Below are 23,159 nucleotides of genomic sequence, written 5' to 3'. Positions count from 1 at the left end.
TCTCTCCTGACTGAAGGTGGGTGCGGCGCCATACCAGGAGCGCGCGCACAGGCGATCGTACCGACCCGAGGGCACCGACCGCGAAACGGTTACGGTCGGTCCCCGGCCCCTCACGCCTCCCCGCACGCCTCCTCGAAGAAGTCCAGGTTCTCCTGGAGGGATTTCAGCAGCCGGTCCCGCTCCGCCTCGTCCACCTGCACGGGTACGACCCCGGAGGCGCCGGTGAGCCTGCGGAAGCCGCCGCGCCGCTCCAGCCGGCCGTGCACCCGCACCGGGAGGCCGACGAGATGGGCGTGGCCCGCGATGCGGTAGTCCTCCTCGTCCAGGGTGACGCGGACGTGCGGCACCTCGGCGCCCGCGAGGACGCGCAGCCGTACGGTGCCCTCGCCGCGCGGGCCCGAGCGGCGCAGGCGCACCACCGCACCGGTGATCCGCACGGCCTCGGAGGGTTCCTCGTGCAGATAGCGGGCCGCGGCCTCGCGCAGCACGGGCAGGTCGCCGGGCGAGAACTCGACGGGTTCGGCGCCCGGGGCGCAGCCCTCGGGGACACCGGCGGCGGGTGCCCAGGCGACGGCGACCCCGGCGCCCTCGGTGCCCCGCACCAGCGCGCCGATCGCCTCGGTCAGCTCGCGGCTGACGCCGGCCTCGACGGCGCCGTCGAAGGCGTCCATGCCGCCGGTGGCGCGCCGGTAGTCGATGGCCTCGCGGGCGGCGTACAGGGCCTGGTGGAGGCGGACGGCGAGGGGGCGGGCGACGGCCACGGGCGCGAAGGCGGTCAGCCGGCCGTCCTCGGCGGCGGGGCCGACGAGGACGTCGTCGAGGAGGGCGGTGGCGGCGCGGCGGTGGCGGGCGCCGTGGTAACCGGCCCGGGCGCGGGTGGCGAGCGCGGCGGCGAGCAGCAACTGGCGCCCGGCGTCGCGCAGTTGCTCCTCATGCCCCCAGGAGGCGGCCCCGGCCGGGCCGCTCGGGGTGTCGCGCCACCAGCGGATCTCGTCGCTGGGTACGGCGAGGCAGATCAGCACCTCGCGGGCGGCGGGGGTGTCGCTGCGGGCGAGGGCGTCCAGGGCTTCGGCGAGCAGGTCGTCGCTGTCGGGGTAGGCGCGGTCCTCGGGCACCAGCAGGCTGGTCCCGGTGCCGCCCGGTCCCGGCGGGGTCCAGCGGCCGTAGCGTCCGGCGGCCCCGCCGCGCCGCTGCCAGCCGTGTCGGCGCAGCAGCGCGGCGAGGACGGCGGGGTCGACGTCGGCGGGGTTCGGCGGGCGGTGCCAGGGGAGGGCGCCCGGCCGCGGCGGCTCCGGTTCCTCGTGGGGACGGATCCTCATGGTCTGCCTCCCGTCCCGACGCGGGTCATGATCTCGCACAGCGCCCGGTCGTCGAAGATGCGTGTGGTCGGTATCCGCACGGTGGTCCGGGTCCGGCCGGTGAGGGGATGGCCGGCCAGGTTGACCCAGTAGCAGCAGTGCCTCAGGTCGAGCCGGTCGTGGCCGGCGCGCAGCCAGTCGTCCTGGGCGCGCGGTACCAGCATCACGACGAGGATCTTGTGCACCGAGACGGGTGTGCGGGCGAGCTTGCGCAGATGGTCGTTGTCGAGGGTGAAGGAGAAGGTGCGGCCCGGGGGGTGGGGCGGTATCTGGTACGTGGCCTTGAGCTGGACCTTGATGGTGACCTCGTCGTCGACGGTGTGGCCGGGCGCGCTGTGGCTGACGTGCCAGTCGATGCCGTTGTCCGGGAAGGGCTGGGACAGCGAGCAGCCGGCCGCGGCGGCGACCGCGTGCAGATAGCCGACCTGGAGTGTCTCCATGCAGGCGGTGGTGGCGAGCGAGCCGCGGACGGTGCCCGTGCGCTCGGGCAGCAGCCCACCGCGCTCGGGCTGCAGAGTGGCCATGACCAACAGCCTTCCGAGCCAAGAGTTTCCCCGCTACGGGCTGCTGAACTGCAAAGACCCGTACTCCTGTTGTCTCCTTCCGGCGTACGGCGCAAACGGCCCGGGTATCACCAAACGGGCAGAAGACGGGACGTCATCTGCCGTGGGTGAACGAGGAGTTGGGTTGGGATGACGTACTGGTACGAGGGGCCGTTGGCCGCCTTCGACACGGAGACCACGGGTGTGGACGTCGAGACCGACCGGATCGTGTCGGCCGCCGTCGTCGTCCAGGACGCGCCGGAGTCCCTGCCCCGCGTCTCGCGCTGGCTGGTGGACCCGGGGGTTCCGGTGCCGGCGGGGGCGACGGCGGTGCACGGGCTGACGGAGGAGCACCTGCAGCGCAACGGGCGCTGGCCGGCGCCGGTGGTGTTCGAGATAGCCGAGCAGCTGGCGGAGCACGCGGCGCGCGGGCGCCCGCTGGTGGTGATGAACGCGCCGTTCGATCTGACGCTGCTGGACCGGGAGTTGCGGCGGCACCGGGCGTCGTCGCTGGAGCGGTGGTTCCCCTCGGTGCCGCTGCGGGTGCTGGATCCGCGGGTGCTGGACAAGCATCTGGACCGCTATCGCAAGGGGCGCCGCACGCTGACGGACCTGTGCGCGCATTACGGCGTGGAGCTGGAGGGGGCGCACGACGCGGCGGCGGACGCGCTGGCCGCGCTGGAGGTGGTGCGCGCGCTGGGGCGCCGCTTCGCCACCCGCCTCGAGCGGCTCTCCCCCGCCGAGCTGCACACCCTCCAGGCCAACTGGCATGCCGCCCAGGCCCGGGGCCTGCAGTCCTGGTTCGCCCGCAACGGCTCGGACGAGACGGTTCACACGGAGTGGCCGCTGCGGCCGGAGATGCCGGCGGCGGCGTAGGGCCCGCGATGCGTCGACGAGTGGGTGCGGGCGTCGCGTCGGCACGGGTGTGCGTGGAGTGATCACCGCGGGGGCCGTGTCGCGTCCCGTCGCGTCCCGTGCGCGAGGCCCCCGGACGAGGGGTCAGGTCGTGCGCGTCGCCTGGTCCGGCGCCGCCTCGCCGAGGGAGCGGGCGCCGTCGCCCGGGGTGTCGCCGGGCTGTTCGAGGCGCAGGTCGCGCACGCCGGGCGCCAGCGCGGTGCCGACGCAGACGGCGGCGACCAGGACGGCCGTGAGCGCGAAGGGCAGTCGGGGGCCCCAGGCGTGCAGGGCGATCGGGGCGAGGATGACGCCGAGGGGCTGCGCGGCGAGCGAGACCAGCCAGTCGTAGGAGCTGACCCGGGCGAGCACGTGCTGCGGGATGGCCGTCTGCACCGCGGTCTGCCAGGTGGGGTTCAGGAAGCCGAGGCCGGCCATGGCGATGCCGTACCCGGCCACGAGCACGGGCACCGGGGCCCCGGTCGCGAAGCAGGCCAGGGGCACGGCGTAGCTCGCCAGGACCAGGTTGCCGGCGAGGATCGGGCGCCGGGGGCGGGCGCGTCCGGCCAGCAGCGAACCGGCCAGCAGGCCGATGCCGCCGGCCTGTGTCACGGCGATCCAGGTGCCCTGTCCGCCGAGCCGGGTGACCGCGACGAGCGGGCCGAGGGTGAGCAGGATGTTGGCGGCGAAGTTCCAGGTGGCGTGCGCGATCAGGCTGATCCAGTACCAGTCGCGGGCGCGCACCTCGGCCCAGCCCTCGACCAGGCCGACGAGGATCGCGCGGCGGGCGCCCGGCGCCGGTCCGTCCCCGCTCAGGCGGACGAGGAGCATCATGGCGGCGCTGACGGCGAAGGCGGCGGAGTCGAGGACGAAGACCCAGCCGATGCCGACCGCCCAGATCAGCGCCCCGGCCAGGGCGGGTCCTGCCAGCTGGGAGATGCTCTTGGCCACGCCCATCAGCGAGTTGGCCTTCTGCCGCCGCGGTCCGGGGCCGGGCACGGCCCGGGTGACGAGCGGTGCGAGGTTGGGCAGGCTGACGGCCGAGGCCACCCCCGCCACGGCCTGGGCGGCGGCGATCAGCGGGATCGAGGGGTGGCCGCCGATCAGTTGGACGGCGACGAGGGCCTGGGTGACGACCCGGGTGAGGTCGGCGCCGAAGGCCACCCAGCGGGTGTTGTAGCGGTCGGCCATGACGCCGGCCACGGGCAGCATGAGCAGCCGGGCGCCCAGGGCGCAGCCGAGCACCACGGCCAGATCGGTCGCCGAGCCGGTCACCTCGATCACGGCGAGGCTCAGGGCGGTGGGCACCAGCGCGTCGCTGAGCGTGGACATGGTGCGGCTGACGAAGAGCAGCCGGAAGGCACGGAGCCGGAGTGGATGAGTCACTCGGGCATCCTGCCGCCCCCCGGCCCGCGGTCGAAGGGGATTCGCCACCGCATCACCGGTGCGCGGCCGCCCAGTTGCCCGGGGCCGCGCGCCCGTCACCAGGAGCCGCCCCGGCAACAAAAAGAGCCGGTCCGCTGTGCGGACCGGCTCTTTCCCGGTGGGCGATACTGGGTTCGAACCAGTGACCTCTTCGGTGTGAACGAAGCGCTCTCCCACTGAGCTAATCGCCCGGGAACGCACTGAACAATACAGGTCCCGACGCCGATCCTTCAAACCGCTCGCAGCCGGCGCAGCAGTCCGCGCCGTCCGGCGCGCATCATCAGGCGGTGGTTGGCGCGGAAGACCGCGCGGCCGGGCACGGCCAGACGCCGGAGCAGGGGTTTGCGGACGTCGACCTCCTGCTCGTAGACGGCGAGCGTCCCGGAGCCCGCGGCGGTGACCGTCCAGCGCGCCCAGCCCTCGATGTCACCGCTCATGGCGATCTCCAGGATCCCGGCGGCCGGATCGCGGCGCCGCTCGTGCGCGGTGAAGGTCATGGCGTACGGCAGTGCCGAGCGGATGGTGAAGATGCCGGTGGCGTCGTCGAGCCGGGTCACCGAGCGCACCTGGGGCCACCAGCGGGGGTAGTCCTCGGGTTGCTCCAGGGCGGCGAAGACGGCGGACGGTGGCACGGGCAGGTGCCATGGGCTGTGGAAGCGGTAGTGGTTCCAGTCCATGCGGGGAGTCTGCCCGCACCCGGGCGGCCGACCCGCGCCGGACGCTGAGAAGGGCTCAGATTGCTTACCGTTCACCGGTGTTGGCACAACGCGGAATTCCCCGCTCCAGGCGTGGCGCGCGGGAAAGTCCGCGGCTTTCCGGAAATCCCGGACGGTTTCGGCCAGTTGTGGGTGACCGGAACTTCTCCCGCCGGGTGACGGTTCGTCACGGCTTACGAATACGACGACGGCCCATCCGCTTCTTTCGCGGATGGGCCGTCGGTCCGGGGTGGGCGATACTGGGTTCGAACCAGTGACCTCTTCGGTGTGAACGAAGCGCTCTCCCACTGAGCTAATCGCCCGGGCACAGGAAGAAGATTACCCCATGTCAGGCGGTGCCTTCGACCAGCGGTCCGGCCGGGGTGCGCGCGGGGCGGTGCGGGCGGCTCACCTGCCCTTGATGTTCCAGGGCGGCACGAGGCCGAAGCGCCACAGATAGATCGAGCCCAGCACCGCGATGATCACCGCCCCGGTCACGGTCAGCGCGATGTTGCGGCGGCGCACCTCGGGCTCCAGGGCACGCTGTGCCGCCTCGGTGACCTTGCGTTTGGTCCAGCGGAGCACGATCTGGGCCCAGACGAACTCGGTCGCCCAGATCGCCATGCCGGCGAAGATCACCACCCAGCCGGGTCCGGGCAGCGCGAGCATGGCGACGCCGGCGATCACGACCGCGAGGCCGATCACGAAGACGCCGGCCTGCCAGCCGCGGTGCAGCAGTCTGCGCGCCTTGATGAATTCCGGCGCGCGGGACCCGAGCCCAGGTTGGTCACTCCCCGTATTCATACCGACAACGCTACCCGAGTGATTCACATCACCGGAATGGTCGTAGATCCGGTACGAGTTCTCGGCCGGAAGAGTGTCGTAAACGCACGCAAAACCCTCAGAGGGGTTTACAACGGCACCGTAGGTGGCATGTCGATTTCGCCGACGTGCGAATCCCCGAGCGCACACTGAGCGAAAGGCCCTGGCGCTTATGAACACCACGGTCAGCTGCGAGCTGCACCTGCGCCTCGTTGTGTCGAGCGAGTCCTCCCTGCCTGTCCCCGCAGGCCTGCGGTACGACACGGCCGACCCCTACGCCGTGCACGCCACCTTCCACACCGGAGCCGAGGAGACCGTCGAGTGGGTGTTCGCCCGCGACCTCCTCGCCGAGGGGCTGCATCGGCCCACCGGAACCGGAGACGTCCGCGTCTGGCCGTCCCGCAGCCATGGTCAGGGCGTTGTCTGCATCGCCCTCAGCTCCCCTGAGGGGGAGGCCCTGCTCGAGGCGCCCGCACGGGCCCTCGAGTCCTTCCTGAAGCGAACCGACGCCGCCGTGCCGCCCGGCACGGAGCACCGGCACTTCGATCTGGACCAGGAGCTCTCCCACATCCTGGCGGAAAGCTAGCCCGCCCCGCTGAGCAGCCCGGCGCCGTCCACTCGGGGAGACGGCTCGGGCCAGAACCGCATACGGCACGGGCCGGCGCCGTCACCGTGAGCGCTCACGGAGCGGCGTCGGTCCGTCCGCGCGCGTCCGCGTGCCGCCGTGGCGGCCCGTGACGGGCGTACGGCGGCTTCCGGGAACTCCTGGGCCCCCGGCGGCGTTCCACCGGCAGCTGGGGCCGGGCAGGGCCCGTGCGGCGGGCGCGTTGTCGCTACCATCGGCCAGCATCGGCGGGCGCCTGCCCGACCCCCAGGCCAGGGAGCGAAACGTGCTGATCACCCATGACACCCGGTGCGCCCTCGACACCGTGGTGGACCTGGTGAACACCGCGCCGGAGGACGAGACGGCGCCGGAGGGGCTGCCCGATGTCCCGGCCCTCGCGGAATTCGTACGGACCCACCAGGTCAGCGAGGTCGGCGTGGTGTCCTCCGCCGACCTCTCGGCCGTGCTGGCGGTCCGGGCGCGGTTCGCGGCGATCTTCGCGGCCCCGGACGCCAGAAGCGCCGCCGGGCTGATCAACGAGCTGGTCGCGGCGGCGAGCACCACCCCGCGGCTGACCGACCACGACGGCTATGACTGGCATGTCCACTACTACGCCCCGGGTTCCTCCGTGGCCGACCACCTCGCCGCGGACTGCGGCATGGCCCTGGCCTTCTTCGTCGTCGCCGGTGAGGAGGAGCGGCTGCGCCGCTGCGAGGCCCCGGACTGCCGCCGTGCCTTCGTGGACCTCTCCCGCAATCGCTCCCGCCGCTACTGCGACAGCCGCACCTGCGGCAACCGTCTGCATGTGGCCGCCTACCGGGCGCGCCGGAAGGAAGCGACCGGCTGACCCGCCCTGCTCCGAGCGGGTGAATCCGGCCCTGGCCGGTGCCCGGTCGACGGCGGTCGCGGTCCGCGGGCGACGTCGGTCCCGGCGGGTGGCGCCGGGACGGACGTGTACGGCTCACAGCAACAGCAGATCGTGCAGCGCAGCCATGAGGATCAGACACCCGATCACCGCAAGGAAGATCATCAGCGGTGGCTGGGAAAGGGCGAAGAGGCACCCGCGCGGCTCGTCCTTCGGCGGCGCGGCCTCGCTCTGTGTCGTATCCAGCATCTCGCGGCCGATGATGGCCTACCCGGAACCCCGTAAGCGATCAAGACGCACGATCTTGCGGGAGTTCGCCGAATCCCATGATCTTGCTTCCGGCTCGCTTCGGCTGGTGAACGATTCCGGACGTCCGCGGACTCACTGTGACGATCCGGCGAGTCATGTGACTGTCATATGCCGTGCTTCTTGAGGATCGCCTCGATGTCGCTGAAGTCGTCGCCGGACGCCGGGCGCTCACCCTTGCCCTGGCCCTGGCGCAGGGCCGGGGTGGAGGAGGCGGGTGCCGTGGTGCCCGGGCGTGTCGACCCGCTGCCGGCCGACAGGTCGCGTTCCGCGCCCGCGCCGGTCCTGCGGCGCTCCACCGCGCGGGTGGCGGCGAACAGCAGCCAGGCCGCGGCCAGCACGCCGAAGCCGGCCCAGGCGGTGGGGCTGAGGGCGGTGTCCGAGAGCCAGCCCACGACGCCGGTCATCACCAGGCCGACCGGCACCAGCGAGTAGGCCGCGATGCGGGCCGCCGCCAGGAAGCGTCTGCGGTAGGCCGTGACCACCGCGATACCCAGGCCCGCCGCGGACACGGCGGAGCAGACTGTCTCGGCGATCATCCGGTCCTCCAGGCGGGCTCGGTCGGGTGGCGGCGGTACGGCGGAAGCGGCACCCCGGCACGGCCGACGTGCGCTTCGTCCCTTCCATCCTGCACCGCCCGGCCCGTGCGGGGCCATGGTCCCGGCCAGGGATCAGGGTGATCTCCGGGTCGCCTCCTCCCCGGGTGCCGGTGGACGGGCACGCGGCGGGGGCGGCGGCGCCGAACCCCTGAGGGGCGCCGCGGACCCGCGCCCGGGTCCGGATTGGGGTGGTCGTGGCCGGCCTGGGAGACTGGGCGTATGAGCGACTCCTCCCCCGTGCGCGCCGACGCCGTCGTCCTCGACGTCTGGTGCGAACTCCAGTGCCCCGACTGCCGTACCGCCCTCGACGACGTGCGCGCGCTGCGTGCCCGGTACGGCGACCGGCTGGACGTACGGCTGCGGCACTTCCCGCTGGAGCGGCACAAGCACGCCTTCGCCGCCGCGCAGGCCGTCGAGGAGGCGCTGGCCCAGGGCGACGGCTGGCCGTACGTGGAGGCCGTCCTGGCGCGGGTCGACGAGCTGGGTGCTGCGGGAGAACCCCTCCTGGTCGAGGTGGCCCGTGAACTCGGCCTGGACGCCGAGGAGTTCGACACCGCGCTGATCGACGGCCGGCACATCCTGATCGTCGACGCCGACCAGGCCGAGGGCAAGGCGATCGGCGTGACCGGCACCCCGACGTACGTCATCGGCGGCGAGCGGCTGGACGGCGGCAAGAGCCAGGAGGGGCTGCGCGCCCGGATCGAGGAGATCGCGGACCGGCTGCTGGCCGAGCGGGAGGGCTGAGGCCCCCCGGGTCCGGGAGGCCAGGAGGGCTGAGGCCCCCCGGGTCCGGGAGGCCAGGAGGGCTGAGGCCCCCGGGTCCGGGAGGCCGGGCGGCACCGTGCGGCGCCGCCCCGTCTACAGCAGCGGCTTCGACAAGGAGTACGTCACCGTCTCGTAGCCGAGCGACTCGTACAGCCGCTCCGCCGGGGTGTTGCCCGCGAACACGTTGAGGCCGAGGAGCGGTCGGCCGGACGCCAGTGCCTGGCGTTCCGCGAGGAGCATCAGGGCCCTGCCGTACCCCCGGCCGCGCTCGGCCTCGGCGGTCTCGACGTCGTACACGTACGCCCGGTCCTCCCGCAGGGCCAGCCACAGGGTGCCGACCGGGGTTCCCGCGCGCTCCAGGACGCTGAGGAGCATGCCGTCGGTCGCGAGGCCGTGCGGCAGCAGCCGGGCCTGGTCGTCGAGGGCCTTGGCGCGGGCGACGGGCTCGGGCACGCCGCGCTCGGCCCAGTTGCGCAGGTAGCGCTCGTGCTCGCGGGCCTGCCACCGGGTGAACTCGGCCTCGGTCATGGGCCGTTCGCGGAGCTCCGGCGGCAGCGCGGGCGGGGCGGCGCCGAGGCGTTTCGCCATGCCCCGGTTGCGCAGGGTGTAGCCGAGGGCGTCGAAGAGCCGTAGCGCGCCGTCCGCCGCGGCGGCGGGGATGACGGTCTCGATCTGCCGGCAGCCCCAGCCGCGCGCCACCTCCTCCGCGGCGAGCCCGGCGATCGTCCCCCGGCCGCGGCGGCGGTCCCCCTCGGCGATCCGCAGCTCGTCGATGCGCCCCACCGTGTCCCCGAGGGTCGGCGAGGTGCCGAGGCGGATCTCGCCGACGGGACGGCTGTTCACGCACACCTGATAGCGGCGCGAACGCGTGCCGTCGGGATGCTGCTGAAGCGGCTCGGCCGGCCGCAGGGTCGTGGTCATCACACCTGTTCTACCCACGTGTTCCCCCCACGGCACGGGCCGGGTGGCGCGTCAGCGCGGGTCGAGGTCCTGCCCCGACCGCTCCTCGAAGATCCGCATCGCCTTGGCGGTCACCGGGCCCGGCGCGCCCGGGAGTTCGCGGTCGTCCACCCGGTGCACCGCCTGGATGTCGCGCAGGGTGGAGGTCAGGAAGATCTCGTCGGCGCGGTCCAGCACGTCGAGCGGGAGGTCGGTCTCCTTGGCGCCGGTCCATTCGACGGCGAGGGCGCGGGTGATGCCGGGGAGGCAGCCGGAGGAGACCGGCGGGGTGTGGATCTCGCCGTTCAGGACGACGAAGACGTTCGAGCCGGTGCCCTCGCACAGTTGGTCGACCGTGTTGGCGAACAGGGCCTCGGAGGCGCCCCGTTCGTGGGCGCGGGCGAGGGCGACGACGTTCTCGGCGTACGAGGTGGTCTTCAGGCCGGTCAGCGCGCCGCGCTCGTTGCGGGTCCAGGGGACGGTGATCACGGCCGTGCTGTCCGGGCGGCGGGCGGTCTCGCCGAGGGCGACCACCAGGGTCGGGCCGTGCTCGCCGCGGTCGGAGCCGAGCGGGCCGTGGCCGCCGGTGTAGGTGATCCGCAGCCGGCCGAGCGGCATCGGGTTGGCCGCGAGCACGGCGGCGCACGCCTCGCGGATCTCGTCGTGGTCGGGGTCGGGCAGCCCGAGGCCCCGGGCCGAGCGGGTCAGCCGGTCGAGGTGCCGGGTCAGCGCGAAGGTCCGCCCCTCGGCCGCCTTGACCGTCTCGAAGATGCCGTCACCGACGGTCAGCCCGTGGTCGAACACGGAGACCCGGGCGGAATCCGCGTCCCGCAGCCCGCCGTCCAGCCAGATCCTCATGCGCACACCTCTCCACTCGCCTCGTACGACCCCGACGCTACCGCGAGCAGCCGGGACGCCTTCAGTTCGGTCTCCCGCCACTCCCCCTCCGGGTCCGACCCCCAGGTGATCCCGGCGCCGGAGCCGAAACGCAGGACGCCCTCGGCGCGGTCGATCCAGAAGGTGCGGATGCCCACGGCCAGCTCGGCGGTGCCCCGGTCGGCGTCCACCCAGCCGATGCCGCCGCAGTAGGGGCCGCGCGGCACCGGCTCCAGGGCCTCGATGATCCGCAGGGCGCTGGACTTGGGGGCGCCGGTGACGGAGCCGGGCGGGAAGGCGGCGCCGAGCAGCTCGGGCCAGCCGGCGTCGGCGCGCAGCTCGCCGCGGACGGTGGAGACGAGGTGGACGAGCCCGGGGTGCTTCTCCACCACGCACAGGTCGGGGACGGTGACGCTGCCGGTGGCGCAGACGCGCCCGATGTCGTTGCGGACCAGGTCCACGATCATCACGTTCTCGGCGTGGTCCTTCTCCAGCAGGTCCGCCTCGGTGCGGCCGGTGCCCTTGATGGGGCCCGACTCCACGGTGCGGCCGGAGCGGCGCAGGAACAGTTCCGGGGAGGCGGTGGCGAGCTCCACGCCGTGCGCGGGCAGCCGGATCGTTCCCGCGTACGGCGCCGGGTTGCCGCGGGCCAGCAGGGCGGTCAGGGCGTCCACGTCGGCGCCGGGGTCGATCGGCGCGCTGAGCACGCGGCAGAGGTTGGCCTGATAGACCTCCCCGGCGGCTATGTGGGCGCGGATACGGCGGACGGCCGCGGTGTAGGCGGCGCGGTCCAGGGAGGTGGCCCAGTCCCCCACCGCGGGGCCGTGCCAGGCGCCGGGCGCCGGGGCGGGCACCGGGGCGTGCCGGACGTCCGCGAAGCGTGCGCAGGTCAGACGGCCCTCGAAGTCCGCGCACACGGCCCAGAAGCCGGTGGACTCCAGGGCGGCGGGGTCGCTGGTGACATCGAGGAGGCCGGTGGCGAGTCGGTCGCCGAAGCGGGCCAGGGGGGCGAGGCCAGGAGCATGGTGGAGCACGTGCCCGAGTCTAGGTGGGTGTCCCGGAGGTGACCCGGGGATGTCCCGGAGGGGCCCCTGACCACCGGGTCCGCCGGGCGCACCGCAGCACGCTGCGCAAACGCGTTTTTGTACTGGCCCGGGAATCCGCTAGAGTTCAACACGTCGCCGGGACGCGGAAGCGGACCGAAACGACAAGCGGACGTAGCTCAGTTGGTAGAGCGCAACCTTGCCAAGGTTGAGGTCGCGAGTTCGAGCCTCGTCGTCCGCTCGAAGGAAGAAGGGGTCATCCCGATCCCCTACACTCCTGGTGGAGTGGCCGAGAGGCGAGGCAACGGCCTGCAAAGCCGTCTACACGGGTTCAAATCCCGTCTCCACCTCCAAGGACGATTAGCTCAGCGGGAGAGCGCTTCCCTGACACGGAAGAGGTCACTGGTTCAATCCCAGTATCGTCCACTGGATCCCCGGTCCGTCCGGAGATCCCGGGTCTCTCGAAGATCCACCCCGCGCGATTAGCTCAGCGGGAGAGCGCTTCCCTGACACGGAAGAGGTCACTGGTTCAATCCCAGTATCGCGCACTGACCGTGATCCCCGGATCACTGTCCGCGGACGATTAGCTCAGCGGGAGAGCGCTTCCCTGACACGGAAGAGGTCACTGGTTCAATCCCAGTATCGTCCACACACCGAGAAGCCCCCGGCCGTTTCCACGGCCGGGGGCTTCCGCGTGGGCCTCAGCTGGAGAACAGCATGTGCGTGAAGCTCCGGCGGTGGTGGTCGTGGTGGCCATGGCCGTGGTGGCCGTGCTCGTAGTGACCACCGCCGTGACCGCCGCCATGGCCGCCGTAGGGGGCGCCCCAGGCGGGCGCGGACGGGGCGGGGTAGCCCCCGGGGGCGGCGGGCGGGGCCGGCGGGACGGGCTTGGACCACTGGGACTCCAGCTGGGTCAGCGTCTCCAGCTCGCCGTAGTCGAGGAAGATGCCGCGGCACCCGCCGCACTGCTCGATCTGGACGCCGCTGCGGTTGTACGTCTGCATGGGTGCGTGGCACTTCGGACACTGCATCGTCGGCTCAACTCCTCGCCGGTCGGTACTGCTTGGTGGTTCCCCAGCACAGACTCCGTTTCACCGCCGGTGGTTGCGATGTCTTTACGGAAGATGCCGGTCACCGTGCGGGCATACGGGCGCAGGCGTCGACGACGGCCTGTTCGACCTCGTCCAGCGGACGGTCCGCCGTGAGCGCCTTGGTGATCGCCAGGGCCGCCGTCTGGACGGTGAGGGCGCGGGCCGGGACGTCCAGGGCGGGCCACGGGTCACCGGTCGCGGGCACGGCGGGGCCGTTCGCCTCCTGGTAGGCGGTCAGGAAACGGGTCCAGTCGTCGGGCGGGAGGAGTCCGCAGGCGAACCAGGCGGCGGGGCGGGCGAGGTCCCAGGCGGGGACGCCGAGTCCCAGGTCGTCCACGTCGATCAGCCGCCAGGGGCCGTCGGGGGCGGGGTGCCGGACGAGTTGGCCGAGGTGCAGGTCGCCGTGGCAGAGGAGGGCGGGTCCGGGCATCGGGGCCTCGGCGCGGGCCCAGGCGGGGAGGGCGGCCCAGGCGTCGAGGACGGGGCGCGCCGGGGCGTTACTGTTTCGCGGCAGCGCGAAAGGTCGTACCGCGCACGGCGATCCGGGGGTGGCGAACGGTGGGCTGGTGGGAGGTGAACGCGGACACGCTCGCGCGCAGCCGGTTCGTGATCTCGCCGCTCGCGGAGACGTTCGCGCGGCTGAAGCTGCTGCACGCGGGCGAGCCGGCGCATCCCGGTGAGCGGGACTGGCTGCGAACCCATCTGCCCGCGTACCAGGCCCTGTTGGCCGCCGATCCGGTGACGGACCGGCTGGTGCGGGCGGGCCTCGGCCGGGAGTGGATCGCCGACTTCCTCACGCCCACGCCCCGCGACGGGGAGGAGTTCGCCGCGGAGGTCGCCCGGGTGCGCTCGGTCGCGCCGGACCTCGCCCGCGGGCAGCTGCGCACCGCCCTGGCCGGTCCGCTGCCCGCCGTGCTGGACCGGGAGGACCTGCCCGAGCGGGCGGCCGCGCTCCTGGAGTGGGTGTGGCGGGCGGCCGTACGGCCGTACTGGGAGCGGCAGCGGCGGGTGCTGGAGGCGGATGTGGTCGCGCGGACCGCGCAGGCCGGGCGGGGCGGCTGGGTGAGCGTGCTGGACTCGCTGCGGCCCGGCCGCACCCGGTGGCTCGGCCAGAACCGGCTCCAGGTCAATCTGCACGCGTACCCGCCGCGGACGGTCTCCGGCGCCGAGATGCTCTTCGTGCCGGTCACCCCGCAGCGGCACGGCTGGGTGTCCTGGGACGACGGGGAGCGGTACGCCCTGGTCTACCCCTGCGCGGGCGTCCTCGCCGACGCCGGGGCCCGCCCGGTCCCGGCCGCCCTCGGGGCCCTGCTCGGCCCGGCCCGCGCGGGCGTCCTGGCCCTCCTCGACTCCCCCATGACCACCAGCCAGCTGACGGCGGTGACGGGGCAGGGGCTCGGCTCGGTGGGGCGGCATCTGAAGGTGCTCCGGGAGGCGGGGCTGGTGGTGGGGCGCAGGACCGGGCGGTCGGTGCTGTACGGCAGGACGGCGGCCGGGGACACGGTGGTGGCGGCGGCCGCGCCCGCCGAGCCGGGGTGACCGGCGCCGCCCCGAGGACATCTCGGCCGCATACCATCGCGCCCATGACCACTGTGCTGAACACCGAGATCGGCGCCCTCACCGGCGGCGCCGCGAACCTGCCGCAGTACGCGGGCAAGGCCGTCCTCATCGTGAACGTGGCCTCCAAGTGCGGCCTGACCCCGCAGTACGCGGGCCTGGAGAAGCTCCAGGAGCGCTACGCCGAGCGCGGCTTCACCGTGCTGGGCGTGCCCTGCAACCAGTTCCTCGGGCAGGAGCCGGGCAGCGCCGAGGAGATCGCCGAGTTCTGCTCGGCGACGTACGGCGTGACCTTCCCGCTGACCGAGAAGGTGGAGGTGAACGGCGCGGACCGGCACCCCCTCTATGAGCGCCTGGTGGGCTTCGCGGACGCGGCGGGCCACAGCGGCGACATCCGCTGGAACTTCGAGAAGTTCCTGATCGGCCGGGACGGCACCGTCGTCGCCCGGTTCTCGCCGCAGGCCGAGCCGGAGTCGGCGGAGGTCCTCGCGGCGATCGAGGCCCAGCTCGGCTGACCACGCTTGACCTTGCCCCTGGGGCAAGGCGGAGCGTCGCTGTCGCCGGGCGGAGAGGAACCGCCCGGCGACGGAGGATGACATCGGTGCACGAGGAGCTGCTCACCATCGGGGCGTTCGCCGCGCGGGCCCGGCTGTCCGCCAAGGCCCTGCGGCTGTACGACCGCCTCGGCCTGCTCGCCCCGGCGTACGTCGACGAGTCGAGCGGCTACCGCTACTACCGCGCCGCCCAGGTGGAGCGCGCCCGGCTGGTCGCCCTGCTGCGCCAGCTGGACATGCCGCTGGCCCGGATCGCCGAGGTGGCCGGGGCCGAGGGCGCGGCGGCGGCCGGGCTGCTGGACGCCTACTGGGCGGACGTGGAGGCCCGGGTGGCCGGGCAGCGGACCCTCGCCGAGTACCTCCGTGGACGGCTGTCCGGGAGGAGTGACGAGATGCACCAGAAGTTCACGGTCGAGACGGTGGACGTGCCGGCGCGGGTGGTGATCACCGAGTCGCGGCACACGCTGGCGGACGAGCTGCCGGCCTGGATCGGCGGCGCGCTGGACCGGCTGGAGACGGCGGCGCGGGAGTGCGGGGGCGTGGCGGCGGCGCCGTTCGTCGTCTATCACGCCGAGGTGTCGATGGAGAGCGACGGGCCCGCACAGGCGTGTGTGCCGGTGGCCGACGAGGCGGCGGCGCGGGCCTGGGCCGGGCGGCGGGGGCGGGGCCGGGAGACCGGGGTGCGGGTGGAGCCGGCGGCCCGGCTGGCGTACGTCCGGATCACCAAGGCGCAGGTGGCCCATCCGCAGATCCTCGCCGCGTTCGAGGCGGTGGAGGAGTGGCTGGGCCGGGAGGGGCTGGAGCCGGCCGGGCCCTGCCGGGAGATCTACTTCGCCGACTGGGCGGCGGCGGGGCCCGAGGACCCGGTGTGCGACGTGGCGTTCCCGGTGCGCTCCCGCTGAGGCGGCCCGGCCCCGCCGGGGCCGGGCACGACCGAGCCCTCTCGGCGAGGACGGCGTCTGGTCGAGAGGGCTCTTGGGTGGTGCGTGTGCAGTTGTGATCGTCGCCGGAACGAGGATCAGGATCGTCGCCGGAACGACGATCGGGGACGAGGCCCGCGAGCCCCTTACGCCTTGACCGAGTCCACGAAGGCGTTCCACGCGGCGGCGGGGAAGGCCAGGGTCGGGCCCTCGGCGACCTTGGAGTCACGGACGGCCAGTTCGGCGGTGACGGGCGACTTGACCTCCACGCAGGCGCCGTTGCCCGCGGAGTAGGAGGACTTCAGCCACGTCTCCGAAGCGCCCTGAATCAGTGCCATGTCCACTCCTGTGTGCGAGTTGCGATAGTGCGGGTTCGCGCCAATCCCGATGTCCGATTGGCGTGATCGACGCTACCGGGCAACTGCTCTGGCCGGAGGGGCCGTTCACTCGACCGGATGGCATATTCCAACGTGCCTTCCACGGGAGCGCGCCCACCCTGTAGGATCACGCGCCCTCCGTGGCCGGGCCCTATTCCGTGTACCGCCGCGCCCTCTCGTCGATCAGCTGCCGGGACGCCTCCACGCTGAGGGACTGGGCCCGCAGATGCTCGTACATCACGGCGTACTTCTGCACGTCCTGGGCCTTCTCCAGGTACAGGTCGCTGGTGACGCCCTCCAGGTAGACCACGCTGGAGTCGGCCGCGTCGGCGAACTCCAGGATCGCGTACTGGCCGTTGAGCCCCGGATGCGCGCCCACCTCGAACGGCATGACCTGCACGGTGACATGGGGCAGCTCGGACAGCTTCAGGAGATGCTCCAGCTGCTCGCGCATCACGCGCTTGCCGCCGACGACCCGGTGCAGCGCGGCTTCATCCAGGACGATCCAGAGCCGCAGCGGTTCCTTCTCGGTGGTGATCCGCTCCTGGCGGCGCATGCGCACGCCCACGCGCTTCTCGATCTCCGCGGCCGAGGTCTCGGGCAGCGCGCCGCGCACCAGCGCCTCGGCGTACGCCGGGGTCTGGAGCAGACCGGTGACGATCTGGGGCTCGTAGACCCGCAGCGACTCGGCGTCGGTCTCCAGGCCGATGTAGACGCTGTAGGGGATGTCCCCGAAGGTGTGCCACCAGCCCTGCTGTCTGGAGTCCCGGGCCATCTCCATCAGCGAGTCCACGACCCGCTGGTCCTCGACCTCGTAGACGCCGCACAGATCGCGCACATCGCGCTGGCTGATGCTGCGGCGGCCGTTCTCCAGACGGCTGATCTTCGACTGGGACACAAGCAGACGCTCGGCGACCTCTTCGGCCGTCATGTTCTTCTGCTCGCGGAGTTTTCGAAGCTCCTGGCCCAGCCGGCGCCGCCTAACGGTGGGATTGACATTGGACGCCACGGGACGCGCACCTCCGGCTGCTGCCTGCACTGACACTTTCCGTATCTGCTGCTGAGCAGATTGCCACCAAGGCGCTCGCCAGCGCTGGGAAATGCTCGATATGCGGCACGCACAGGTGTCTGTTCGGGTGCCCGTTCGCGCCGGCCGCCCGGGACCCGCGCGGTTCCGGATACGGCCGAGCGGGGTGGCGGGACCCGGAGGTCTCGCCACCCCGCTCGGCCTGCGGCTCCCGAACCGGGCTCCTGGGGACGGTCGTTGCGGCGCGGTGGATCAGTGGGCCACGGCGCGGGCCATGGACCCGTGCCGCTGCTGCATCGGCACCCCGTGCGCCGGTTCGACCGCGGGCCGGGGTCCCGGGCCCGCCGGTCGGCCCGGGGCGGCCGGGGCGCGGCGCGGCTGTGCGGCCGCGCCGTTCTGCACGTCCATCACGGCGTGCGCGACGAGCCCGCCCATCGGATCGTGCCGGATCAGATCCCGCAGCCGGGAACGGGACGATCGGCCCTCGTTGCCCGGATACAGATGCTTGCCCAGCCCGACGGCGTGCGCCAGGGCGGCGAGCGCCGCGGTCCGCGGGTCCGGCGGTACGCCGGTGCGGATCGCGGAGTCCAGCCGGCCGCGGATCTCCCGGCTGATGGCCGTCTCCGTCGCCTGGTAGCGCGTCGTCGGCAGCACTCCGCACATCTGGCCCGGCACCGCGGCGACCATGCCGCACCGCTCCAGATGCGAAAGGTACGTCTGGCGCAGCCCCAGCCGGGGCCCGCCGATCCAGTGGACGGCTCGCACCGGGGCGCCGCGCCTTCGCAGCAACTCCAACGCGCAGTCCAGAGTTGGATCTCCTGTCGGCCGTGGCACCACCACGGCGATACGATCCCCGTCTGGGGCTATCCGTCCGGCCAGCGCCAGCTCCACTAGCTGTGCACCGGCCAGACCGAGGTCGAGCGACTGCGGCTGTGCAGTGGTACCCGTGGTCGGGTCCAGTGCCAGCAGCAGAAGCTCCTCCGGAAGTGTTCTGCGGCTCCTGCCCATCCATGCCTCCCCGCGTGGATGAATGACAGGGTGACCCCTCTCACATTGGTCTGTCGAGGGTGCGTGACCGGTTCGTGAGGGAACCGGTAGGTATGTCGTTCTCGTCTACCACAGGGGCCAAGCCCTCACACAGGACACTGGTACATGGTTCGGACAGGGCGCGCGCGTAGGCGTGCGGGGCATGAGGAGGCATCGGTGGCGGGCGAGTCCCCCGACAGGTCGAAGCAGCGCGAGTCGTCGGCAGGAGCGACGTCGGGGCACGCGGATTCGGTTCCCGAGGCCCGCGATCCCCGCCTCGCGGTGGCCCGGGGCGGGTCCGGTGGGAGCGCCGGGGCTGGTGCCGGTGCCGGTGCCGGGCAAAAGGATTCCTCGAACGGCGGCACGGACACCGCGACGAAGGTGTTCCGCACCCCCGCGGTCGAGGAGGACACCGCCCTGCGCAACGCGGTCTCGTCGTGGGTCCGGGACGCGGACGAGCCGGAGACGTCAACGGACGCTCCCGCGAAGGACGCTGAGGGCGCCGAGGGCGCGGCGGCCGACGTGGACGCCGAGGGCGACGCGGACGCGAAGGACGACGCGGATGCGAAGGGAGCGACGGGCGCGATAAGCGACGGCGCTGCCGGGAGCGACGCGGAAGCGGACGCGGCTGACGCCGGCTCCGGTGCGGACGCGAAGGGCTCCGCCGACGAGGCGGAGGCTCCGGCGGGCGACGACGCGGACGCCGGAGCGAAGGCCGGTGCCGGGAGCGGGAAGGCGGGTGCCGACGGCGGCGACGGCGGCTCGAAGGCCGACGCCCATGGCGACGCGGAGGGCGAGAAGGCCCCGGCGGGCGCCGACGCGGCCGAGGGTTCGAAGCCGGACGCCGACGCGAAGGACGACTCCGGTACGAAGGCCGGTGCCGGTGCCGATGCCGGTGCCGATGCCGAGGAGAAGGCTTCCGGCGACTCCGCCGCTGCCGCCGCCGCCCGCGCCAAGGCCGCCGCCGAGACGGCCGACGCCGAGGCGGAGGCCCTGGCGGACGCCGCGGGTGCGAAGGCGGACGCCGACGCCGACACCGACCCGAAGAGCGACGCCGACACCGACCCGAAGGGCGACGCCGAGGCCGAGCGCGGCGCCGAGGCCGAGGCTGTCGATGCCGAGGCCGGGGAGACCGGCGACGGGGCCGCGGATGCCGACGCCGAGGAGGACCCGCAGGAAGCGCCCGCGGGCGAGGGCGAGAGCCGCGCGGACGGTGCGGGTGGGAAGACGGCCGACGGCGAGGCCGAGGGCAAGTCCGGCGGAGCGGGTGCCGTCGACCAGCCGACCGCCATCTTCAAGGCCGTACGCCCCAAGGACCAGGTCGACCAGCCCACGACCATGCTCAAGGTCGGCAAGGGGGCGAAGCAGGACGAGCCGGAGGCCGAGCGCACCAGCAAGTTCGTCGCGCTCAAGGACGACGTACGGCACAAGCCCAAGCCCGCGCCGGCCGACGAGACCACCGCCGTCCCCCAGATCGGCCCCGAGCGCACCACCCAGCAGCCCCTGCCCCCCAAGCCCCCGCTCGACCTCCTCGCGGAGCTGACCAACACCCCGCCGCCCCCGGAGACCCCGGTCCGCACGGCCCTGCGGCGGGTCAAGATCTGGACCCCGCTGGTCCTCCTGCTGGTGATCATCTTCGCGGTCGTACAGACTCTGCGCCCCCTCCCGTCCCCCACCCTCGCGCTGACCGCGAAGGACAGCTACACCTTCGACGGCGGCCGGGTGAACCTGCCGTGGCCGGGCGAGGGCCAGGGCTGGATGGACGGCGACGGCATCGGCACGATGGGGAACTTCGGCAAGCAGACCCCCGTCGCCATCGGCTCGGTCGCCAAGACGATGACCGCGTACATCATCCTGCGCGACCACCCGCTGAAGCCGGGCCAGGAGGGTCCGAGGATCAAGGTGGACGCCACGGCGGAGAAGGAGGCCGGCTACAGCAAGGACGGCGAGTCGACCCTCGACACCGTGCACGCCGGCGACACCCTCACGGAGAAGCAGGCCCTGTCGGCCGTCATGATCCCCTCCGCCAACAACATCGCCCGGCTGCTGGCCCGCTGGGACGCGGGCTCGGAGGCGGCGTTCGTGAAGAAGATGAACGCCACCGCCAAGGAGCTGGGGATGACCGGCACGACGTACACCGACCCCTCGGGCCTGAAGGAGACCACCGTCTCCACCGCCCAGGACCAGGTGAAGATCGGCCGCGCGGTCGTCAAGATCCCCGCCCTGGTCGCCATCACCAGCGCCGCCAGCTGGACCGACCCCTCCGGCCGCAACTGGCGGAACTACAACGATCTCCCGATCCTGGTCGGCGCCATCGGCATCAAGACCGGCAGCACCACCGCGGCCGGCGGCAACCTCCTGTTCGCCGCCCGCAAGAAGGTCGGCGGCCAGACGGTGACCGTCGTCGGCGCGATCCTCGGCCAGCACAAGCCGTCGATCCTGGACACGGTCAACGCGGTCAGCAAGACCGCGCTGGTCGCCGCCGAACACGCGCTGACCTCGGCGAAGATCCTGAAGAAGGGCGATGTGGTCGGCTACGTGGACGACCGGCTCGGCGGGCAGACCCCGATCGTGGTCACCCAGGACGTCACCGCGGTCGGCTGGTCGGGCCTGAAGGTCAAGCTGTCCTTCGCCTCCGACACCGTCCCGCACACCGCGAAGGCCGGCAGCCAGGTCGGCACCCTCACGGTCGGCGACGGCACCACGGCCGGGGTCAAGGTCCCGGTGGCGCTCCAGCGGGATCTGGCCGAGCCCGGCTTCGGCGCGAAGCTCACCCGCATCGGCTGACCGCACGTCCCGCACACCCGTCGCGCACCCCGTCACGGCGCCCCACCCGGGCGCCCCGTGGCGGGGTGCGTGCTAGCGTCGCGAATCGGGGCAGGTCGCCGGTTCCCGGGACACGGCCGCGAACTGGACGGGAAGCGGCCGGGAACACCGGAGAAAACGGCCGAGAACAGAAGACGGGACACGGGGAGTGCCTTCAGGTGGCCACTACGGAGCCGACACGCGCCGACGACGCCGGACCGGGCCCGGAAAACGGCCCACGAATACGCCCGTCCACGCCTGACGTGGACACCGGCGCGAACGTCCGTACGACCGACCGTGCGGGCGGCCGCACGGACGAGGTACCCGGCGTACCCGGTGGCCGCCTCACGCGCCTTCTCGCGCCCCTCGAACCCCTTCGCGCCCGTATGCTGCGCCACCCCGTCCTCTGGGTCACGGTGCTCGCGGGCGTGCTGCACATCATCTGGTTCTTCACGTTCGCGAACAGCGGCGGCGATCTCGCGGCGCAGGACGCCTGGGCGGAGTTCGTCGGCCGGCACCCGGACTCGGCGTACAACCTCGCCTGGTACGGGGGCATGCACCCGGTGTCGTACAGCGTGGTGTCGCCGTATCTGATGGCGGTCCTCGGCGTCCGTACGACGATGATGATCGCCGGCACCGTCTCGGCGGGCCTGCTGACGCTGATCCTCATCCGCAGCCGGGCCGTGCGCAACCCCCTGTGGGTCTCGATGGCCGGGGTCTTCGCGCTGCTGTGCAACGCGATGTCGGGCCGGGTGACCTTCGGGCTCGGCACGATGATCGCGCTCGGCGCGGTGGCGGCGGTGTTCTGCTGGCCGTACCGCTGGCGGCACAGACGCTGGGCGAAGGCGGCGGTGGCGGCCCCCCTGGCCGGGCTCTCCACCATGGCCTCGCCGGTCTCCGGGCTGTTCGTCGGCCTTGTCGCGGTCGCACTGTTTTTGCAGAAGCGACGGCCGGGCGCGTGGGCGCTCGGGCTGGCCCCGGCGGCGGTGGTGGCCGCGTCGTACTTCCTCTTCCCCTTCTCCGGCACCCAGCCGATGACGATCGGCTCGTCGAGCCTGCCGCTGCTGTACGGCCTGTTCTGCCTGTTCCTGGTGCCGAAGGAGTGGATCACGGTCCGGCTGACGGCGGCCGTCTACAGCGTCATGGTGGTGGCGGTGTGGGTGGTCAGCTCGCAGATCGGTTCGAACATCTCGCGGCTGCCGATGCTGTTCGCGGGCGCGACGCTGATCGCGGCGCTGCCGTTCACCGTGCCGAAGTCGCGGAAGTGGTACGCGACGGTGGTGGCGTTCCTGGGCTTCGTCGGGTGGATCGGCTATAAGTCGGTCGACGACATCGTGCACACGACCCCGACCGCGTCCTGGGCGCACGAGCTGGCCCCGCTGGTCAACCAGTTGCAGAAGGTCGGCGCGGAGCGGGGGCGCGTGGAGGTCGTACCGGCGCGTTCGCACCGCGAGGCGTCCGCGCTCGCGCCGTACGTCAACCTGGCGCGGGGCTGGAACCGGCAGGCCGACATGGAGCGCAACCCGCTCTTCTACGACGACACGCTCAACTCGGCGAACTATCACGAGTGGCTCCAGCGGTGGGCCGTGCACTTCGTGGTGCTGCCCAAGGACAACCCGGACGGGGACGGCGGCGAGCGCGAGCGGCAGCTGCTGCGGCGCGGGATGCCGTATCTGACGCAGATCTGGGGCGACGCCAACTGGCAGCTGTTCCAGGTGACCGACCCGACCCCGCTGGCCGAGCCGAACGCGCGGGTGGACCGGGCCGAGCAGGGCGAGATGACCCTGGACGTGCGCAAGGCCGGCCGGATCCTGATCCGGATCCCCTACTCCCCCTGGCTGAGCGTGGTCGACGCGCACGGCAAGAGCCTGAAGGGCCCGCAGGTGATCCCCTCGCCGCCGGGCACGGAGAAGAAGTACCGCAACGTCAACGGGTGCCTCATGGAGACTCCCGAGGACACGAACGGCGACAAGTGGACGATGCTGATCGCGCCGCGTGCGGGCACGTACCGGCTTGCCGCCCCGTACCAGCTGCCCCGGGGCACGCCGTGTCCCGACGCCCTGAAGTAG

General features: G+C 72.8%; 23 protein-coding genes, 7 tRNA genes and 1 pseudogene. 14 read left to right on the top strand and 17 right to left on the bottom strand.

Going from position 1 to position 23,159, the window contains the following annotated elements; translation table 11 throughout:
- Window positions 1-110: 110 nt before the first annotated feature.
- Together ACLF5H_RS15815 and ACLF5H_RS15810 are read right to left on the bottom strand one after the other, a co-directional pair.
- Window positions 111-1,319, bottom strand: a complete 1,209-nt coding sequence (locus tag ACLF5H_RS15815; RefSeq protein ID WP_421676712.1) for a hypothetical protein — start codon at window positions 1,317-1,319, stop codon at window positions 111-113.
- Window positions 1,316-1,882: a DUF4365 domain-containing protein gene (locus ACLF5H_RS15810; protein WP_037651085.1), complete on the bottom strand. Its 567-nt coding sequence runs from the start codon at window positions 1,880-1,882 to the stop codon at window positions 1,316-1,318. Before ACLF5H_RS15810 ends, ACLF5H_RS15815 begins: the two co-directional genes overlap by 4 nt.
- 168 nt (window positions 1,883-2,050) lie before the next feature.
- On the opposite strand from ACLF5H_RS15810, the gene ACLF5H_RS15805 reads away from it, so the two are divergent.
- Window positions 2,051-2,776 (top strand): 3'-5' exonuclease, encoded by a 726-nt coding sequence (locus ACLF5H_RS15805; RefSeq protein ID WP_421676711.1) that lies wholly within the window; start codon window positions 2,051-2,053, stop codon window positions 2,774-2,776.
- A 123-nt stretch (window positions 2,777-2,899) separates the two neighbouring features.
- Here the strand turns inward: ACLF5H_RS15805 and ACLF5H_RS15800 are convergent, their stop codons facing one another.
- From ACLF5H_RS15800 to ACLF5H_RS15780, 5 genes are all read right to left on the bottom strand, one after another.
- Window positions 2,900-4,180, bottom strand: coding sequence for an MFS transporter (locus ACLF5H_RS15800; RefSeq protein WP_421676710.1), 1,281 nt, complete (start codon window positions 4,178-4,180; stop codon window positions 2,900-2,902).
- Between the two features lie 158 nt (window positions 4,181-4,338).
- Window positions 4,339-4,410, bottom strand: a tRNA-Val gene (locus ACLF5H_RS15795).
- Window positions 4,411-4,449: 39 nt separating this feature from the next.
- Complete coding sequence (locus ACLF5H_RS15790; RefSeq protein WP_421676709.1) at window positions 4,450-4,896, bottom strand: SRPBCC family protein; 447 nt, start codon at window positions 4,894-4,896, stop codon at window positions 4,450-4,452.
- A gap of 269 nt (window positions 4,897-5,165) precedes the next feature.
- Window positions 5,166-5,237 (bottom strand) — tRNA-Val (locus ACLF5H_RS15785).
- 85 nt (window positions 5,238-5,322) lie between these two features.
- Complete coding sequence (locus tag ACLF5H_RS15780; RefSeq protein ID WP_421676708.1) at window positions 5,323-5,718, bottom strand: TIGR02611 family protein; 396 nt, start codon at window positions 5,716-5,718, stop codon at window positions 5,323-5,325.
- A gap of 190 nt (window positions 5,719-5,908) precedes the next feature.
- On the opposite strand from ACLF5H_RS15780, the gene ACLF5H_RS15775 reads away from it, so the two are divergent.
- The gene (locus ACLF5H_RS15775; protein ID WP_004002642.1) at window positions 5,909-6,322 is read left to right on the top strand and encodes an SsgA family sporulation/cell division regulator; all 414 of its coding nucleotides are present in this window, start codon (window positions 5,909-5,911) and stop codon (window positions 6,320-6,322) included.
- 304 nt (window positions 6,323-6,626) lie between these two features.
- On the top strand, window positions 6,627-7,187 hold the full coding sequence (locus tag ACLF5H_RS15770) for a CGNR zinc finger domain-containing protein (RefSeq protein WP_421676707.1): 561 nt from the start codon (window positions 6,627-6,629) through the stop codon (window positions 7,185-7,187).
- A 114-nt stretch (window positions 7,188-7,301) separates the two neighbouring features.
- Here ACLF5H_RS15770 and ACLF5H_RS15765 read toward each other — a convergent pair whose 3' ends face one another.
- Window positions 7,302-7,454, bottom strand: coding sequence for a hypothetical protein (locus ACLF5H_RS15765; RefSeq protein WP_164932512.1), 153 nt, complete (start codon window positions 7,452-7,454; stop codon window positions 7,302-7,304).
- A gap of 164 nt (window positions 7,455-7,618) precedes the next feature.
- Window positions 7,619-8,050, bottom strand: a complete 432-nt coding sequence (locus tag ACLF5H_RS15760) for a hypothetical protein (RefSeq protein WP_421676706.1) — start codon at window positions 8,048-8,050, stop codon at window positions 7,619-7,621.
- A gap of 279 nt (window positions 8,051-8,329) precedes the next feature.
- On the opposite strand from ACLF5H_RS15760, the gene ACLF5H_RS15755 reads away from it, so the two are divergent.
- A complete protein-coding gene (locus ACLF5H_RS15755) occupies window positions 8,330-8,854 on the top strand; it encodes a DsbA family protein (protein ID WP_421676705.1) in 525 nt (174 codons plus the stop codon).
- A 114-nt stretch (window positions 8,855-8,968) separates the two neighbouring features.
- Here the strand turns inward: ACLF5H_RS15755 and ACLF5H_RS15750 are convergent, their stop codons facing one another.
- From ACLF5H_RS15750 to ACLF5H_RS15740, 3 genes are read right to left on the bottom strand one after another with little or no spacing between them, the layout of a single operon-like run.
- On the bottom strand, window positions 8,969-9,796 hold the full coding sequence (locus ACLF5H_RS15750; RefSeq protein ID WP_421676704.1) for a GNAT family N-acetyltransferase: 828 nt from the start codon (window positions 9,794-9,796) through the stop codon (window positions 8,969-8,971).
- Between the two features lie 51 nt (window positions 9,797-9,847).
- Window positions 9,848-10,672: an aminotransferase class IV gene (locus tag ACLF5H_RS15745; RefSeq protein WP_421676703.1), complete on the bottom strand. Its 825-nt coding sequence runs from the start codon at window positions 10,670-10,672 to the stop codon at window positions 9,848-9,850.
- Complete coding sequence (locus ACLF5H_RS15740) at window positions 10,669-11,724, bottom strand: chorismate-binding protein (RefSeq protein WP_421676702.1); 1,056 nt, start codon at window positions 11,722-11,724, stop codon at window positions 10,669-10,671. Before ACLF5H_RS15740 ends, ACLF5H_RS15745 begins: the two co-directional genes overlap by 4 nt.
- A 177-nt stretch (window positions 11,725-11,901) precedes the next feature.
- Between ACLF5H_RS15740 and ACLF5H_RS15735 the strand changes: the two genes are divergently transcribed.
- The 5 genes from ACLF5H_RS15735 (at window position 11,902) to ACLF5H_RS15715 (ending at window position 12,382) form a co-directional block, all read left to right on the top strand.
- Window positions 11,902-11,974: transfer RNA gene (locus tag ACLF5H_RS15735), tRNA-Gly, on the top strand.
- Between the two features lie 38 nt (window positions 11,975-12,012).
- A tRNA-Cys gene (locus tag ACLF5H_RS15730) sits at window positions 12,013-12,086 on the top strand.
- 1 nt (window position 12,087) lies between these two features.
- A tRNA-Val gene (locus ACLF5H_RS15725) sits at window positions 12,088-12,159 on the top strand.
- Between the two features lie 50 nt (window positions 12,160-12,209).
- Window positions 12,210-12,281 (top strand) — tRNA-Val (locus tag ACLF5H_RS15720).
- 29 nt (window positions 12,282-12,310) lie between these two features.
- Window positions 12,311-12,382, top strand: a tRNA-Val gene (locus ACLF5H_RS15715).
- A 52-nt stretch (window positions 12,383-12,434) separates the two neighbouring features.
- Here the strand turns inward: ACLF5H_RS15715 and ACLF5H_RS15710 are convergent.
- On the bottom strand, window positions 12,435-12,764 hold the full coding sequence (locus ACLF5H_RS15710; RefSeq protein WP_421676701.1) for a zf-TFIIB domain-containing protein: 330 nt from the start codon (window positions 12,762-12,764) through the stop codon (window positions 12,435-12,437).
- A 100-nt stretch (window positions 12,765-12,864) separates the two neighbouring features.
- A pseudogene (locus ACLF5H_RS15705) lies at window positions 12,865-13,401 on the bottom strand (phosphotransferase family protein); the annotation flags it as partial.
- Here ACLF5H_RS15705 and ACLF5H_RS15700 point away from each other — a divergent pair.
- The 3 genes from ACLF5H_RS15700 to ACLF5H_RS15690 all read left to right on the top strand — a co-directional run bounded on the left by ACLF5H_RS15700 (window position 13,383) and on the right by ACLF5H_RS15690 (window position 15,837).
- On the top strand, window positions 13,383-14,363 hold the full coding sequence (locus ACLF5H_RS15700; protein WP_421676700.1) for an ArsR/SmtB family transcription factor: 981 nt from the start codon (window positions 13,383-13,385) through the stop codon (window positions 14,361-14,363). The pseudogene ACLF5H_RS15705 and the gene ACLF5H_RS15700 overlap by 19 nt on opposite strands.
- A gap of 44 nt (window positions 14,364-14,407) precedes the next feature.
- Window positions 14,408-14,896: a glutathione peroxidase gene (locus tag ACLF5H_RS15695; protein ID WP_421676699.1), complete on the top strand. Its 489-nt coding sequence runs from the start codon at window positions 14,408-14,410 to the stop codon at window positions 14,894-14,896.
- A gap of 77 nt (window positions 14,897-14,973) precedes the next feature.
- Complete coding sequence (locus ACLF5H_RS15690; protein ID WP_421676698.1) at window positions 14,974-15,837, top strand: MerR family transcriptional regulator; 864 nt, start codon at window positions 14,974-14,976, stop codon at window positions 15,835-15,837.
- 164 nt (window positions 15,838-16,001) lie between these two features.
- Here the strand turns inward: ACLF5H_RS15690 and ACLF5H_RS15685 are convergent, their stop codons facing one another.
- From ACLF5H_RS15685 to ACLF5H_RS15675, 3 genes are all read right to left on the bottom strand, one after another.
- A complete protein-coding gene (locus ACLF5H_RS15685) occupies window positions 16,002-16,193 on the bottom strand; it encodes a DUF397 domain-containing protein (protein WP_145485970.1) in 192 nt (63 codons plus the stop codon).
- A 190-nt stretch (window positions 16,194-16,383) separates the two neighbouring features.
- Entirely contained in the window at window positions 16,384-17,241 is an 858-nt protein-coding gene (locus tag ACLF5H_RS15680) for a helix-turn-helix domain-containing protein (RefSeq protein WP_421676697.1), read from the bottom strand.
- Window positions 17,242-17,511: 270 nt separating this feature from the next.
- On the bottom strand, window positions 17,512-18,267 hold the full coding sequence (locus ACLF5H_RS15675) for a GOLPH3/VPS74 family protein (RefSeq protein WP_421676696.1): 756 nt from the start codon (window positions 18,265-18,267) through the stop codon (window positions 17,512-17,514).
- A gap of 399 nt (window positions 18,268-18,666) precedes the next feature.
- Here ACLF5H_RS15675 and ACLF5H_RS15670 point away from each other — a divergent pair, with 399 nt between their 5' ends.
- Window positions 18,667-21,072 carry a D-alanyl-D-alanine carboxypeptidase gene (locus ACLF5H_RS15670; protein WP_421676695.1) on the top strand — a complete coding sequence of 802 codons (2,406 nt, stop codon included), beginning with the start codon at window positions 18,667-18,669 and terminating at the stop codon, window positions 21,070-21,072.
- Window positions 21,073-21,269: 197 nt separating this feature from the next.
- Complete coding sequence (locus tag ACLF5H_RS15665; RefSeq protein WP_421676694.1) at window positions 21,270-23,159, top strand: MFS transporter; 1,890 nt, start codon at window positions 21,270-21,272, stop codon at window positions 23,157-23,159.

Source organism: Streptomyces sp. LaBMicrA B280 (assembly GCF_049222185.1).
Classification (GTDB): Bacteria; Actinomycetota; Actinomycetes; order Streptomycetales; family Streptomycetaceae; genus Streptomyces; species Streptomyces murinus.
This window is presented reverse-complemented; position numbering and strand designations above follow the sequence as displayed.

What these genes read in the sequence shown, in the direction of transcription:
- ACLF5H_RS15815 (WP_421676712.1), bottom strand. Translation starts at nt 1,319, where the DNA reads ATGAGGATCCGTCCCCACGAGGAACCGGAGCCGCCGCGGCCGGGCGCC.
- ACLF5H_RS15810 (WP_037651085.1), bottom strand. Translation starts at nt 1,882, where the DNA reads ATGGCCACTCTGCAGCCCGAGCGCGGTGGGCTGCTGCCCGAGCGCACG.
- ACLF5H_RS15805 (WP_421676711.1), top strand. Translation starts at nt 2,051, where the DNA reads ATGACGTACTGGTACGAGGGGCCGTTGGCCGCCTTCGACACGGAGACC.
- ACLF5H_RS15790 (WP_421676709.1), bottom strand. Translation starts at nt 4,896, where the DNA reads ATGGACTGGAACCACTACCGCTTCCACAGCCCATGGCACCTGCCCGTG.
- ACLF5H_RS15780 (WP_421676708.1), bottom strand. Translation starts at nt 5,718, where the DNA reads ATGAATACGGGGAGTGACCAACCTGGGCTCGGGTCCCGCGCGCCGGAA.
- ACLF5H_RS15775 (WP_004002642.1), top strand. Translation starts at nt 5,909, where the DNA reads ATGAACACCACGGTCAGCTGCGAGCTGCACCTGCGCCTCGTTGTGTCG.
- ACLF5H_RS15765 (WP_164932512.1), bottom strand. Translation starts at nt 7,454, where the DNA reads ATGCTGGATACGACACAGAGCGAGGCCGCGCCGCCGAAGGACGAGCCG.
- ACLF5H_RS15760 (WP_421676706.1), bottom strand. Translation starts at nt 8,050, where the DNA reads ATGATCGCCGAGACAGTCTGCTCCGCCGTGTCCGCGGCGGGCCTGGGT.
- ACLF5H_RS15755 (WP_421676705.1), top strand. Translation starts at nt 8,330, where the DNA reads ATGAGCGACTCCTCCCCCGTGCGCGCCGACGCCGTCGTCCTCGACGTC.
- ACLF5H_RS15750 (WP_421676704.1), bottom strand. Translation starts at nt 9,796, where the DNA reads ATGACCACGACCCTGCGGCCGGCCGAGCCGCTTCAGCAGCATCCCGAC.
- ACLF5H_RS15745 (WP_421676703.1), bottom strand. Translation starts at nt 10,672, where the DNA reads ATGAGGATCTGGCTGGACGGCGGGCTGCGGGACGCGGATTCCGCCCGG.
- ACLF5H_RS15710 (WP_421676701.1), bottom strand. Translation starts at nt 12,764, where the DNA reads ATGCAGTGTCCGAAGTGCCACGCACCCATGCAGACGTACAACCGCAGC.
- ACLF5H_RS15695 (WP_421676699.1), top strand. Translation starts at nt 14,408, where the DNA reads ATGACCACTGTGCTGAACACCGAGATCGGCGCCCTCACCGGCGGCGCC.
- ACLF5H_RS15690 (WP_421676698.1), top strand. Translation starts at nt 14,974, where the DNA reads ATGACATCGGTGCACGAGGAGCTGCTCACCATCGGGGCGTTCGCCGCG.
- ACLF5H_RS15685 (WP_145485970.1), bottom strand. Translation starts at nt 16,193, where the DNA reads ATGGCACTGATTCAGGGCGCTTCGGAGACGTGGCTGAAGTCCTCCTAC.
- ACLF5H_RS15675 (WP_421676696.1), bottom strand. Translation starts at nt 18,267, where the DNA reads ATGGGCAGGAGCCGCAGAACACTTCCGGAGGAGCTTCTGCTGCTGGCA.